15 protein-coding genes are annotated in these 12,060 nt (G+C 64.3%); 9 read left to right on the forward strand and 6 right to left on the reverse strand.

The features are described 5' to 3' along the window. Nucleotides 1-70: 70 nt before the first annotated feature. Nucleotides 71-1,294, forward strand: coding sequence for a sensor histidine kinase (locus tag J2S32_RS10630; protein WP_334201553.1), 1,224 nt, complete (start codon nt 71-73; stop codon nt 1,292-1,294). Continuing rightward, the gene (locus J2S32_RS10635) at nt 1,287-2,036 is read left to right on the forward strand and encodes a LytR/AlgR family response regulator transcription factor (RefSeq protein WP_253521035.1); all 750 of its coding nucleotides are present in this window, start codon (nt 1,287-1,289) and stop codon (nt 2,034-2,036) included. Before J2S32_RS10630 ends, J2S32_RS10635 begins: the two co-directional genes overlap by 8 nt. Nucleotides 2,037-2,123: 87 nt before the next feature. Here the strand turns inward: J2S32_RS10635 and J2S32_RS10640 are convergent, their stop codons facing one another. Then, nucleotides 2,124-2,417, reverse strand: coding sequence for a UrcA family protein (locus J2S32_RS10640; protein ID WP_253521037.1), 294 nt, complete (start codon nt 2,415-2,417; stop codon nt 2,124-2,126). A 195-nt stretch (nt 2,418-2,612) separates the two neighbouring features. Between J2S32_RS10640 and J2S32_RS10645 the strand changes: the two genes are divergently transcribed. The 4 genes from J2S32_RS10645 to J2S32_RS10660 all read left to right on the forward strand — a co-directional run bounded on the left by J2S32_RS10645 (nt 2,613) and on the right by J2S32_RS10660 (nt 4,904). Then, nucleotides 2,613-2,879 carry a hypothetical protein gene (locus tag J2S32_RS10645; protein ID WP_253521039.1) on the forward strand — a complete coding sequence of 89 codons (267 nt, stop codon included), beginning with the start codon at nt 2,613-2,615 and terminating at the stop codon, nt 2,877-2,879. Beyond that, complete coding sequence (locus tag J2S32_RS10650; protein WP_253521042.1) at nt 2,852-3,772, forward strand: diacylglycerol/lipid kinase family protein; 921 nt, start codon at nt 2,852-2,854, stop codon at nt 3,770-3,772. The genes J2S32_RS10645 and J2S32_RS10650 overlap by 28 nt, the downstream gene beginning before the upstream one ends. After that, nucleotides 3,762-4,622 (forward strand): metallophosphoesterase family protein, encoded by an 861-nt coding sequence (locus tag J2S32_RS10655; RefSeq protein WP_253521044.1) that lies wholly within the window; start codon nt 3,762-3,764, stop codon nt 4,620-4,622. The genes J2S32_RS10650 and J2S32_RS10655 overlap by 11 nt, the downstream gene beginning before the upstream one ends. Nucleotides 4,623-4,706: 84 nt before the next feature. Beyond that, nucleotides 4,707-4,904 carry a hypothetical protein gene (locus tag J2S32_RS10660; protein ID WP_253521046.1) on the forward strand — a complete coding sequence of 66 codons (198 nt, stop codon included), beginning with the start codon at nt 4,707-4,709 and terminating at the stop codon, nt 4,902-4,904. A gap of 73 nt (nt 4,905-4,977) precedes the next feature. On the opposite strand, the gene rpsI is transcribed toward J2S32_RS10660, so the two are convergent. The 4 genes from rpsI to J2S32_RS10680 all read right to left on the reverse strand — a co-directional run bounded on the left by rpsI (nt 4,978) and on the right by J2S32_RS10680 (nt 8,004). Next, complete coding sequence (rpsI, locus tag J2S32_RS10665; protein ID WP_253521048.1) at nt 4,978-5,502, reverse strand: 30S ribosomal protein S9; 525 nt, start codon at nt 5,500-5,502, stop codon at nt 4,978-4,980. Beyond that, nucleotides 5,502-5,981 (reverse strand): 50S ribosomal protein L13, encoded by a 480-nt coding sequence (gene rplM / locus J2S32_RS10670; RefSeq protein ID WP_253521050.1) that lies wholly within the window; start codon nt 5,979-5,981, stop codon nt 5,502-5,504. Before rplM ends, rpsI begins: the two co-directional genes overlap by 1 nt. Before the next feature lie 168 nt (nt 5,982-6,149). Then, nucleotides 6,150-6,872: a hypothetical protein gene (locus J2S32_RS10675; RefSeq protein ID WP_253521053.1), complete on the reverse strand. Its 723-nt coding sequence runs from the start codon at nt 6,870-6,872 to the stop codon at nt 6,150-6,152. A 97-nt stretch (nt 6,873-6,969) separates the two neighbouring features. Beyond that, nucleotides 6,970-8,004, reverse strand: coding sequence for a COX15/CtaA family protein (locus J2S32_RS10680; RefSeq protein WP_253521055.1), 1,035 nt, complete (start codon nt 8,002-8,004; stop codon nt 6,970-6,972). 142 nt (nt 8,005-8,146) lie between these two features. Here J2S32_RS10680 and J2S32_RS10685 point away from each other — a divergent pair, with 142 nt between their 5' ends. The 3 genes from J2S32_RS10685 to J2S32_RS10700 all read left to right on the forward strand — a co-directional run bounded on the left by J2S32_RS10685 (nt 8,147) and on the right by J2S32_RS10700 (nt 10,153). After that, the gene (locus J2S32_RS10685) at nt 8,147-8,551 is read left to right on the forward strand and encodes a MerC domain-containing protein (RefSeq protein ID WP_253521058.1); all 405 of its coding nucleotides are present in this window, start codon (nt 8,147-8,149) and stop codon (nt 8,549-8,551) included. A gap of 9 nt (nt 8,552-8,560) precedes the next feature. Further along, nucleotides 8,561-9,532 carry a sulfur carrier protein ThiS gene (gene thiS, locus J2S32_RS10695; protein ID WP_301298828.1) on the forward strand — a complete coding sequence of 324 codons (972 nt, stop codon included), beginning with the start codon at nt 8,561-8,563 and terminating at the stop codon, nt 9,530-9,532. Between the two features lie 93 nt (nt 9,533-9,625). Beyond that, complete coding sequence (locus tag J2S32_RS10700) at nt 9,626-10,153, forward strand: hypothetical protein (protein WP_253521061.1); 528 nt, start codon at nt 9,626-9,628, stop codon at nt 10,151-10,153. Between the two features lie 33 nt (nt 10,154-10,186). On the opposite strand, the gene J2S32_RS10705 is transcribed toward J2S32_RS10700, so the two are convergent. Further along, nucleotides 10,187-11,989, reverse strand: a complete 1,803-nt coding sequence (locus J2S32_RS10705; RefSeq protein WP_253521063.1) for an AMP-dependent synthetase/ligase — start codon at nt 11,987-11,989, stop codon at nt 10,187-10,189. Between the last annotated feature and the right edge of the window lie 71 nt (nt 11,990-12,060).

A 12,060-nucleotide genomic window follows, 5' to 3' on the forward strand; every position in this document is an offset into this window, starting at 1 on the left:
TCGACCAACCGCAGAGCCTGTTCGACCGCCGCGCTGGCATTTGCGGGCGCGAAGGGGCACATCGCAAACCGTGCCAATCGATGAACGCCAGATGAATCCCGAAAGCGAGCGCCTGTCCGGCAAGGTCGTCCTCGCCTCCATGGTGGGGGTGTGGCTGTGCTATTTCCTCCTGATCACCTTGCGCGGCGTGGTCGTCGGGCTCGAGTTCCAGGACGAGCTGCTATGGCGGCGCGCATTGGTTTGCGTTGTCGGCGTGGCCATGACCGGGCTTCTTTGGCTCGTCCTGCGGGTGGTCGAGAACCGCTCGCTCGGCATCAAGATCGCGGTCACGCTGGTTGTCGCGATGCCCGGTGCGATCATGATCGCGCAGGCGAACCGCTGGATATTCAGTTCGATCGAAGCCAAGGTCGAGGAGCAGATGGGCAAGGAGCGCGGTATTGCCCTGCGCCGCGACGATGCCGGCAATCTCCTCATCGACCTGCCCCGCACGAAGATGGGCGAAGATGTCGAGCAGGCCGAAGAGGCCGTTCCGCAAAGCGTGCTTATCTCGCCCGCTCCGACCGCACTCGACCAGTGGAAGATGACCTTCGACTTCGCGATCGGACGCTATTTCATCCTGCTGGCCTGGGCGTCGCTGTTTCTCGCCCTGCTGGCCGGTGCGCAGGCACGCGCGGCCGAGCGGCGCGGCGAACGCTTCCGCACGGCGGCCAAGGCGGCGGAACTGCGATCGCTGCGCTATCAGGTCAATCCGCACTTCCTGTTCAACACGCTCAATTCGCTGTCGGCGCTGGTGATGACCGGCAAGGCGGACCGGGCCGAACAGATGATCCAGACGATTTCGCGCTTCTATCGCCACAGCCTGGCGGACCATCCGACCGGCGACGTCAGCCTCGAGGACGAGATCGACCTGCAGGAGCATTATCTTGCAATCGAAGCGGTGCGTTTCCCCGAACGGCTGAGGATCAAGGTCGATTTGCCGCCCGAACTGGCCAGATATCAGGTGCCGGGGATGATTCTCCAGCCGCTGGTCGAGAATTCGGTCAAATATGGCGTTTCCGCTTCGCGCAAGCCGGTGACGATCACGATCGCCGCGCGCGAGGAATATGGCCGGCTGGTCCTGACCGTGAGCGACGATGGACCCGGCACCGCAGGCGAACATGGCTTCGGCATCGGCCTCGCCAATGTCCGCGACCGGCTCGAAGCGCGCTTCGGCAACAGCGCGACGATCGTATCGGGGCCCGCGCTTACCGGCTATGAAACCGAATTGAGACTACCGATGGTGAAACATGGCTGAGGAAGTGGGCGAGACGCTCAAGACCCTGATCGTCGATGACGAGCCGCTGGCGGTGGAACGGATGCAGGTCATCTGTTCGAAAATTCCCCAACTGCGCGTCGTCGGGACGGCAAGCGACGGAGCGCAGGCGTTGCGCCTGGTCGATGCGTTGCAGCCCGATCTGATCCTGCTCGACATGACCATGCCCGAAGTCGATGGTATTTCGGTAGCCAAGTCACTGGCGCAAAAGGCGGAACGCCCGGCGGTGGTCTTCGTCACCGCACATGACAATTACGCGGTCGAAGCCTTCGATCTCGATGCGGTCGATTACGTCCTCAAACCGGTCAAACCCGAACGGCTCGAACGCGCGGTATCGCGCGCGATCGCCCGGCGCGGTGACGGCGAAGCGTCCGAGAGCGCATGGCTCGAGGAATTATGGATCCCGCACCGCTCCGAACTCATCCGCATCGCCACGTCCGAGGTGGGCCGGATCGATGCCGAGCGCGATTATGTCCGCCTGCATGTCGGCGCAGATGACGCGGCGCGGACCTATCTGCTGCTGCAGACTATCGCTGGTCTCGAAAAGCGGCTGGATCCCGCGCGGTTTATCCGCATCCATCGCTCGACGATCCTGCGCAAGGATCGCATCACCGGTCTGCGCCATGACGGGCTCGGCGTGTGGTCGGTCGAACTCGAGGATGGTGAGGCGCTGCGCATCGGGCGCACTTACCTGCCCAAGGTCAAGGCCATGGCGGGCCGCTAGAGCCCCTCCACTTTGGAAAACGCATAAAAAAGGACCCCGACCGGGGGACTGCAACCGGCCGGGGTCCACAGGTGGCAGGCTGAAGCCTCAGCCGCCCATGGCCTGTTCGTTGACGCGGGCCGCGACTTGCTCGCCGGCTCGGGCCTTGGCCATCTCGAAGCAGCTGCGCGCGGCACTGTCGGGCAGGCGGCTGCCGGTGCGCGGGGCGTCAACACCGCAGACAGAGCGCGCGGCGCGCTCGATGCGCTGCGACAATTCCTTCTGGCCGGCGACGGTCTCGAGGTTGAGATCGCTGTAGGTCACATTGACATTTTCGGCCTGCGCGGCGGTTGCGGTGAGTGCGAGGCCGGCGGCGGCGAGCGTGGCAAGGGTCTTGTTCATAGTTCCATCTCCAGGTTTGCGGCGGACCCCGATCAATTGAGGGGGAGAGGCCCGCCGCACCAACTGTATTACATGTCTACATCTGTAATCACACGCGGGCTTCGACGGATGGCGAGGGCAATGGACGGGCGCTGCAAAACGACCGACCAATGGCATTTGGCAATCGGCAGGCGACGGGCGTAGGACGCTCGTCTTATGTTGCTGGGCATCCTCTTCATCCTCGGAACGATAAATTTCGCGGTCCACAAGGCGGTTCTCGAGTCGAACCACCCGCTGCTCGACACTCTGCCGGCCGCCGTTCGCGCGGGCGGCGGGCGCGTTTCGCTGGCGTTCGAGTTTCTCTTACTGCTGATGGCGATGCTGCTGGTGGCGCACGACTGGCCGGCTGCGGCCTGGGGGTATGCGATCTACAGCCTGCTTAATGGCACGACCGCATGGCTGCTGCTGAATGGCCGGATCTGAGCGCGGGAACCGCAGACGCAATCTGGCGCTTGATCGACATGGCCCCGCTGAAAACATGGCTGATCGTCAATTCGCGCAGCGGCAGCAATAGCGAAGCCGCACTGGTCGCGCTTGAACGCTCGCTCGCTGAATACGGTATGCCTGCCGAGAAGACGATCGCCTTTCCTGCCGAGGAACTCCCTAACCGCTCCGTGTTGCAGGACGCAGATGTAGACCGTCTGGTCGTCTTCACCGGAGACGGTACCCTGAATGCAGTAATCGAGGCGGTGGCAGGCTGGAGCGGCGAAGTGCTGGTCCTGCCGGGGGGGACAATGAACCTACTGAGCGCCCGGCTTCACGGGGCCGATACCGAATATGACGCTATCCTCGAGCGGATCGCCAGTGGCGCGTTTCGGCCCGTCCGTCCGAAAATGGCCTGCTGCCCTGCGGGAAGAGCCCACGCCGGTGTCCTGGTCGGGCCCGGAACCGCCTGGGCCGAGGTGCGCGAAGCGATGCGCGACTTCGATGTTGCGGGGCTTGCGCAGGGCGCTGGCGAGGCACTGGCCGAAACGACGGGCGGATCGCGCGTACGGATGGTCGAACCCGCGATCGGCCATTACGATGGCTATCCGCTGATCGAGCTAACCCCGAGCCACCGCGGCATGCAGGTCGACGGTTACCGGATCGAGAACGCCGGAGAATTCCTCCAGCAAAGCTGGGCGTTGTTGCGGCGCAGTTTCCGCGACGGCCCGCATGAGCGGCTCGGCCTGCTCGACCGGCTGGTGATCGAGAACTGCGCGGGCGAGCCGGTCGAAGTGCTTATCGACGGCGAACCGGCCACCTTGGGAACGCGGGCCGAATTCACGGTGGAAGACTGCCCGGTCGATCTGCTAGCGACCGCGCATGGCTTCTGACATCCGCCGGATATTCCACCTTTCCGACATCCATTTCGGGCTCGAAAACAACCGCGCGCTCGATTGGGTGAAGCAGGAGATTGCCGAAAAGCGCCCCGACGCGGTGGCGATTACCGGCGACCTCACCATGCGCGCACGGCACCGCGAATTCGCGGCCGCAACGCATTGGATCAATGAACTCGATGCCCCCGTGACCGTGGAGGTAGGCAATCATGACCTGCCCTATTTCAACCTCATCGAACGCTTCTTCGAGCCGTACAAGCGATTTCACGGGATGAAGGAGAAGGTCGAAAAGGAACTCGACCTCGGTGCGCTGGCGATCGTCCCGCTCAAGACTGCCGTGCGGATGCAGCCACGCCTCAACTGGTCGAAAGGCTGGGTGAGCCAGCGCTCGCTCGACCGCTGTCTATCCGCCCTCGATGCGCTGCCCAAGGGTACGCGCGCACTGGTGGCTGTCCATCATCCCTTGCGCGAAGTCGGCACACAGGGGACGGCGCTGACCAAGTATGGCGACCGCGCGCTGCGCGAACTCGCCAAACGCAAGGTCGAGGGCGTCCTGTCAGGTCATGTCCATGACGCGTTCGATATCATGGAAGACACGAGCGAGGGTCCGGTGCGGATGATCGGTGCGGGCACTCTGTCGCAGCGCACCCGCTCGACCCCGCCGAGTTTCAACGAGATCACCTGGGACGGGGCGCAGCTAACCGTGTGCGTGCGCAATCTTCAGCATGTCGACACATCCGATATGCAGATCGACGACGTGCCGGAAAACGCGCTGCCACCCCGTGGCCCGGGAGAGGCCGTCGCACCGGTGCGACAGATTCCGCGGACCGATCCGCCGGTGCATTAACCAGCCCGGCTAAGCAATTTCGGCACCGGTCCAACAATGATCTGACCCTATCTTCTGCGGCGATTGACCGGAGGAAGCAGAGTTATGGAACTCGTAAAGGCAATGCCCCTGGGCGCCGTCCTGACCCTCGTGGTAGCGCTGGCGATCGGTTCTCAAGGATCGAAAGGCGGCCAACTCCAGATTTTCCGCGCCGAGATTTACCAGTTCGACCTGTGGTGGTCGTGGCCGCTGTTCCTCGGCGGAACCGCGTTGGCCTGGGGCATCATGCTGCTCCAGCGCTGAGGGCGCTCCAAACGAAGAAGGGCGGCTCCTCGCGGAACCGCCCTCCTTGGTGATCTAATAGATCGTTTCGCGTTTAGCGCTTCGAGAACTGGAAGCTACGGCGGGCCTTGGCGCGGCCGTACTTCTTACGCTCGACAACACGGCTGTCGCGGGTCAGGAAGCCTGCCGCCTTGACCGTGCTGCGCAGCGCGGGCTCGTATTTGGTGAGCGCCTGCGAAATGCCGTGCTTGACCGCACCGGCCTGGCCCGAGAGGCCGCCGCCGCGCACGGTGGCGACAACGTCGTACTGTTCCTGGCGCTCGGTGATGGCGAAGGGCTGGTCGATGATCAGGCGCAGCGTCGGACGTGCGAAATACACTTCCTGGTCCTTGCCGTTGACAGTGACCTTGCCGCTGCCGGGCTTGAGCCAGACGCGCGCAGTGGCGTCCTTGCGGCGACCGGTAGCGTAGGCGCGGCCCTGCTTGTCGAGCTCCTGCTCGCGCAGCGGAACCTGGGCGGTTTCGGCGATCTGGGCTGCGTCGCCCTCGGGCGCGTCACCGGCGATGTCCTTCAGATCGGCGAGATCCGAGACGGTTTCGTTCTTGGTTTCGTCGACCATTATGCGACAACCTTGTTCTTGCGGTTCATCGAGGCAACGTCGAGCTTTTCGGGCTTCTGGCCGTCATAGGGATGCTCGGTGCCGGCGAATACGTGCAGCGCGCGCATCTGCGCACGGCCAAGCGGGCCACGCGGGATCATGCGCTCGACAGCCTTTTCGAGCACGCGCTCGGGAAACTTGCCTTCCAGCACCTTGGCCGGGGTGGTTTCCTTGATGCCGCCGGGGTGGCCGGTGTGCTTGTAATAGATCTTGTCGTTAAGCTTCTTGCCGGTGAACTTCACCTTGTCCGCGTTGATCACGACAACATGGTCGCCGCAATCGACATGCGGGGTGTAGCTCGGCTTGTGCTTGCCGCGCAGGTGGTTGGCGATGATCGCCGCGACACGGCCGACGACGAGATTCTCGGCGTCGATGATGTGCCAGTTCTTTTCGACCTCGGCCGGCTTGATCGACCGGGTGGTCTTCGTAAGAGCCTTCATGGCTGGTTTCCGTTCCTAGTGTTCGTGCCATGCCCGTGGAGGCATCGGCGCCAATCGGCGAATCCATGCGAATGAACCCGCGAAGCGCGCGGCAAATGGCGCTGGATGGCCTGTCAGTCAAGCGTTTCTGCGCATCTCGCGTGGGGTAAAATACAACCCCAACGAATTTCAGGCAAGCGAAAGGCGCCAGGTTTCGCGCGAAAGCCGCACATCTTCGGCAATGCGGGTAGTGATCCGGCGCTCGAACCGCTCGAGCAGTCCGCCCGTCGTCGCGGTGGCCTCAAGCTCGACCGAGAACTCACCGGTCAGCCCGCCGGGCAGCGGCAGCTCCCGCGAATCGCGGGCTTCACCGGTCACGGGAAAGAACAGGTCCGGCGGAGTGGTGCCGATAATCGTTCCGGCAGTCTTGGCAAGCTGGGCGAGATAGAGCTTCGCTTCCTGCATCTCGGCGGCGGACTTGCCCGATTGCTCAAGCACCCCGATCGCTGCTTGCACTGCGGCCGCGGTGCCCTCGGTATTCGCCGGCTGGCTCCCGACCATCCGTCCGCGGCTATCCAGACGCGCGGGGAAGGGCCCGGGCGAGCGGCGGTCGCGCTCGACTGCGGCAATGGGCTCGAGCACTGCAGGCGCGTCAACCGTACAGGAGACCTGTTCGCCCGTAACGCGGGTTTGCCCGGCGATGCTTTCGAACTGTCCCTTCCACTCGCGGGTCACCAGCAGCGACGCTCCGCGGGCCAGGCCGCGCTCCAGCTCCCGGCGCAGCAGGAACGGGCGGGTCGGGATGCTTATGGAACGGCCCGCGGCCCATACGGCGGCCGGGTGGCCGAGGACGGGCAGGATCGCTGCCAGACCGAAAAGCCTCAGTACGCCGCGCCTGTTATCTGCCTTCATCGCCCACCCCCGATACCAGCAATATTACGGGGCCCTGATCGGCGTGCAAGCTCTCGCGCCGTGCGCGGCCGGGAGCCTCGATGTCGCGGCCGCCAGATCAGGCCGTGTGGGTCTTTCGCCCCAGTACATGCGCACCCCAGGCGAAGCTCGCGACCAGCAGCGCGCCGACGATCTGGTGCGCGACGGCCACCCATAGCGCGACGCCCGTCCATACGGTCGCGATCCCGAGTACGATCTGCGTTCCGAAGGCGATATGGATCGCCACCGAGGCGCGGCGCATGAGCGGCTTTACCCTGCGCGCCATGACGATCAGCGCAGCGACCGCTGCCCAGGCCCACCAGCGGTGCAGGAAGTGGACCAGGTAGGGATCGTGGGTCACAGCGCGAAGGAAACCGCCACTGGTGTCATACTCCGGCACCAGCCGGCCCTGCATCAGCGGCCAGCTATCGGAGGCGAGCCCCGCATTGAGACCCGCGACCCACGCGCCGAGCAGCAGTTGAACGAAAAGGATTACGCCCACCCAACTCGCGGTGACGGTCCAGCGCGCGGGCCCGCCGCTGCCAGCGGCCAAGCGGCGAAGATCGAGTGCGGTCCAGACCAGCCCGCCAAGCGTAAACAGCGCGGTCAGCAGATGGATCGAAAGCCAGAAATGGCTCACATCGGTCATTGTCCCGGCGAGCCCGCTGCGCACCATGAACCAGCCGAAGACGCCCTGCAGCCCGCCCAGCGCAAGCAGCGCAACCAGTCGCCACTTGTAGCCCTGCGGGATCGCGCCGCGGATCCAGAACCATGCCAGGGGCAAGGCAAAGGCCAGCCCGATCAACCGGCCAAGCAGCCGGTGGAACCACTCCCAGAAGAAGATGAACTTGAAAGCCGCAAGGTCCATCCCTGCAGGGCCGGTCACGTTCCGATACTCGCCGGTCGCCTTATAGAGTTCGAATTCGGCCTGCCACGCGCTGTCCGACAAGGGGGGGATGGCCCCGGTGATCGGTTTCCACTGGGTAATCGACAACCCGCTTTCGGTCAGCCGGGTGATACCGCCCACGGCCACCATCACCACGACCATGACGGCGACGACCATCAGCCAGTTGGCCAGCGCGATTGGCCGCGCCTGCTTGCTCTTCTCGGACATGGCATCGTCTGTGGTTTGCAGCCGCGGCTGGCGCAAGTGCAAATCGGGCAAGCGGCAACCCGGTTGCCGCAACCGACGCGATGCGGCCGCCATCCGCCGGTTTTACTTGCAAGAAGATACACCATAACATATCTGGCCTCGCATGTTGCAACGTGCCATCTCGCCGATTCGTCGGAGGCTCGACCGGGCGGGGATCCTTCTCTCGGGTGCATGTGCGATCCATTGCCTGCTTTCGATTGTCCTGGTTTCAGGTCTCGGGCTTGGCGGGGAGCTGTTCCTTTCGCCCGATATCCACCGTGCGGGGCTGCTCATCGCCACGCTTATCGCAGGCGTCGCGATCGGCTGGGGCGCCTTGCGGCATCGCGTGGCAGCCCCCTTCGTGGTCGCAATGACCGGGCTGACTTTCATGGGCGCGGCGCTGGCCGTGCCGCATGGCGTGAAGGAAGCGGTGCTGACCATCATTGGCGTCGCGCTGGTGTCGCTGGGGCACATCCTCAACCTGCGCCATGTGCATTCCGCCGCTTGCAAGGAGCGCGCGGGCGACTAAGTCGAGCGCATGATTGCCCTGACCGTCAATGGCGAGACCCGCCGTACTGCCGCCGCCACCATCGCCGATCTCGTGCGTGAACTCGAACTCGACCCGGCGAAGGTCGCGGTCGAGCACAATGGCACCATCGCCCCGCGCAGCGAACTTGGCCAGCATCCCATCAGCGATGGCGATACGCTGGAAATCGTCCATTTCGTCGGCGGCGGGCAGGACGACGATAGCTGGACCGTGGCCGGGCGGACTTTCCGCAGCCGGCTGATCGTCGGCACCGGCAAATATCGCGATTTCGAACAGAACGCGGCAGCACTCGAAGCCTCCGGCGCGGAAATCGTCACCGTGGCGGTGCGCCGGGTCAATGTCAGCGATCCCAATGCGCCCATGCTGACCGATTACATCGATCCCAAGAAAGTCACTTACCTGCCCAATACGGCAGGTTGCTTCACCGCGGACGAGGCGATCCGCACGCTCCGGCTGGCGCGCGAAGCGGGCGGCTGGGATCTCGTCAAGCTGGAGGTGCTTGGCGAAGCGCGCACGCTCTATCCCGATATGCGCGAGACGTTGGTTGCGACCGAGACCCTGGCCAAGGAAGGCTTCCTGCCGATGGTCTATTGCGTCGACGATCCGATTGCGGCCAAGCAGCTCGAGGATGCGGGCGCGGTCGCAGTCATGCCGCTGGGCGCGCCGATCGGCTCGGGTCTCGGCATCCAGAACCGCGTCACGATCCGGCTGATCAAGGAAGGCGCCAGCGTGCCGGTACTGGTCGATGCCGGGGTTGGCACGGCTTCGGATGCCGCTGTCGCCATGGAACTGGGCTGCGACGGGGTGTTGATGAACACAGCCATCGCCGAGGCCAAGGATCCGCTCCGCATGGCGCGCGCGATGAAGCTTGCCGTGGAGGCCGGGCGCGATGCCTATCTCGCCGGCCGGATGGGGACGCGCAAATATGCCGACCCCAGCAGCCCGCTGGCCGGGCTGATCTGATCCGGGCGTGAGTCCCGGAGGCTGCTCCGGGGTGCGGAAAAAATATTAACCATCTTCGGAGATAGTCGGCCTCGTGACAGGGGAGTGCCGATCATGGCCGTTACGGGTACCGCATCGCTGACCATTGCCGAAATGCGCGAATTCGCCGGGCTGAGCGCCGCCGAGCAGCGCTATATCCGCCGCAGCCTGGATATCGGGCTGGGACGCTGCGATGCCTTTCGCGTCTGGGGGCGCAACCCTGGCGAGAACGCCGCGATCCGCAGCCAGTATGTCGCCTATCAGGAGCTGAAGGCGCTGCGCCAGTCGATCCCCGAACACTCGGGCTTCGACAGTGTCGAGGGCTTTGTCGGCAAGCTGACCCGCGTTGCCGCTTTCGATCTGGCGCAGGAGCGGATCGACAGCTTTTCCGCCTTTCGCTTTCTCTATGAACGGCTGATCTCCGCCGCCGCACGGCCGTGGCTGCCCAGCGCCTTCTGCGCCGCCGCCGCCCTGCCGCAGATTCGCCCCGATCGTCGCAAGATGCTGCTCCAGAGCCTGAGCGAAGCTGCCGCGACCGCCCCGGGGTGGAGCGACCGTGCGCCAAGTTTCTTCCCGGAATATATCGAGGAAGCGGTCGCCTAGGCCCTCTTCACGCCACCGCTACAGTCCGCGGTCCTAGCTGCGGTACAGCTTCGCCAGATGGTCGCCGTAGCGGTCCCTGATCTTGTGCCGGCGGATCTTCATCGAGGGGGTCATCTCCTCGTTCTCGATCGTGAACGGTTCGTCGGTAAAGGCGAACTGACGTACCTTTTCGACCACCGATAGATCCTTGTTCACCCGGTCGATCGCGGCGCGCACCGCGTTACGATACTCGGGCAGTTGCTGCAGTTGCTTGCAATCGAACTGCTTGCCCTGCGCGCGGCACCATTCGAGCGTCCATTCGGCGTCGGGGACGATCAGGCCGACGATATAGGGTTTGCGGTCGCCCGCCACCATCGCCTGGCCGATCTCGGGCTGCAGCGTCAGCATGCCCTCGACCTTCTGCGGGGCGATGTTGTCGCCCTTGTCGTTGACGATCATGTCCTTCTTGCGGTCGGTGATGACGATCCGGCCCCGGTCGTCGAGATGGCCGATATCGCCGGTATGCAGCCAGCCGTCCTGGATCGTGCGCTGGGTCTCGCTTTCGTTCTGCCAATAGCCATGCATGACGAGTTCGCCGCGTACGAGGACTTCGCCATCGTCGGCGATCTTCAGTTCGACACCGCGCATTGCGGGACCGACCGAATGCATCGCAATCCCTGCGGCCGGGCGGTTGCAACTGATCACCGGTCCGGCCTCGGTCTGCCCATAGCCCTGCAACATCGTCAGCCCCATAGCCTCGAAGAAGATGCCGACTTCGGGGTTGAGCGGCGCACCGCCCGAAACCATCGCCTTGATCCTGCCGCCGAACCGCTGGCGGATTTTGGGCCGCAGCAGGCGGGCGACCGCCAGATCCTTGAGCTTGTCCCCGAATTTCGGCTGGCCCGCGGCGCGGCGTTCGCCGACCTCCAGCGCAGTGTTCATCAGCTTCTCGGCAAGGCCGCCCTGCTTCTGCACCTGCTTCATGATCCGCGTGCGCAGCACTTCGAACAGCCGCGGGACCACGACCATGATGGTCGGCCGCGTTTCCTCGATATTGCTGGCGAGCTTCTCGAGGCCCTCGGAATAAAAAATCTGCGCGCCGACGCTGATCGGGAGGAACTGCCCGCCGGTATGCTCATAGGCGTGGCTGAGCGGCAGGAAGGAAAGGAACCGCTCGTCCTGCACGATGCCGAAATCCTCGATCAGGATTTCCGCCGCGCCCGCGGCATTGCACAGGATTGCGCCATGGTGCTGCAGCACCCCGCGCGGCGCCCCGCCCGTGCCGCTGGTGTAGATGATGCAGGCCGTATCGCCGCGCCCGACCTTCGCCATCCGCTCGGTCACCGCCTTGCGCGCCGCCGCGGCATCACCCTCGAGCATCTTGTCCCACATATGGAAGGTGAAGCTGCCCGATTGCTGGCGGTGGAGATCGTCGATGCCGATGACGTGTTCGGCAATGCCCGAGGCCTGCAAGGCACCATGCAGCGGCCGGAGCAGCTTCTCGGTCGACACGATCACCGCCTTGGCACCCGAATTGTCGAGGATATGGACGTGGTCGCGCTCGGTATTGGTAATGTAGGCCGGCACGGTAATGCAGCCTGCGGCCATTACCGCGAGATCGGCGATGCACCATTCGGGGCGGTTCTCCGACACGAGGCACACGCGGTCGCCGTCCTTGAGGCCCAGTCCGCGCAAATTCTCCGCAAGCAGGCAGACCCGTTCCGCGGTTTCACGCCAGCTGATCGTCTGCCAGCGGCCATCCTTCTTCGCCCCGAGGAAGGGCAAGTCGCCCTTCTCGTCCGCGCGTTTGAGGAAGAGTTCGACGAGATTGTTGGCGGAATCGATGTCCGACAGCACGGCAGGCTCCTCAGCGATCTTGTTCTTGTTGTAACCCAGTTCTTGGCGAGGACTTAGGCTGCCTCCCGCCA

This window comes from Qipengyuania citrea, assembly GCF_024171405.1.
GTDB lineage: Bacteria > Pseudomonadota > Alphaproteobacteria > Sphingomonadales > Sphingomonadaceae > Qipengyuania > Qipengyuania profunda.

Coding starts and splice junctions, on each gene's coding strand:
- J2S32_RS10635 (WP_253521035.1), top strand. CDS start 1,287: ATGGCTGAGGAAGTGGGCGAGACGCTCAAGACCCTGATCGTCGATGAC.
- J2S32_RS10640 (WP_253521037.1), bottom strand. CDS start 2,417: ATGAACAAGACCCTTGCCACGCTCGCCGCCGCCGGCCTCGCACTCACC.
- J2S32_RS10645 (WP_253521039.1), top strand. CDS start 2,613: ATGTTGCTGGGCATCCTCTTCATCCTCGGAACGATAAATTTCGCGGTC.
- J2S32_RS10650 (WP_253521042.1), top strand. CDS start 2,852: ATGGCTGCTGCTGAATGGCCGGATCTGAGCGCGGGAACCGCAGACGCA.
- J2S32_RS10655 (WP_253521044.1), top strand. CDS start 3,762: ATGGCTTCTGACATCCGCCGGATATTCCACCTTTCCGACATCCATTTC.
- J2S32_RS10660 (WP_253521046.1), top strand. CDS start 4,707: ATGGAACTCGTAAAGGCAATGCCCCTGGGCGCCGTCCTGACCCTCGTG.
- rpsI (WP_253521048.1), bottom strand. CDS start 5,502: ATGGTCGACGAAACCAAGAACGAAACCGTCTCGGATCTCGCCGATCTG.
- rplM (WP_253521050.1), bottom strand. CDS start 5,981: ATGAAGGCTCTTACGAAGACCACCCGGTCGATCAAGCCGGCCGAGGTC.
- J2S32_RS10675 (WP_253521053.1), bottom strand. CDS start 6,872: ATGAAGGCAGATAACAGGCGCGGCGTACTGAGGCTTTTCGGTCTGGCA.
- J2S32_RS10680 (WP_253521055.1), bottom strand. CDS start 8,004: ATGTCCGAGAAGAGCAAGCAGGCGCGGCCAATCGCGCTGGCCAACTGG.
- J2S32_RS10685 (WP_253521058.1), top strand. CDS start 8,147: ATGTTGCAACGTGCCATCTCGCCGATTCGTCGGAGGCTCGACCGGGCG.
- thiS (WP_301298828.1), top strand. CDS start 8,561: ATGATTGCCCTGACCGTCAATGGCGAGACCCGCCGTACTGCCGCCGCC.
- J2S32_RS10700 (WP_253521061.1), top strand. CDS start 9,626: ATGGCCGTTACGGGTACCGCATCGCTGACCATTGCCGAAATGCGCGAA.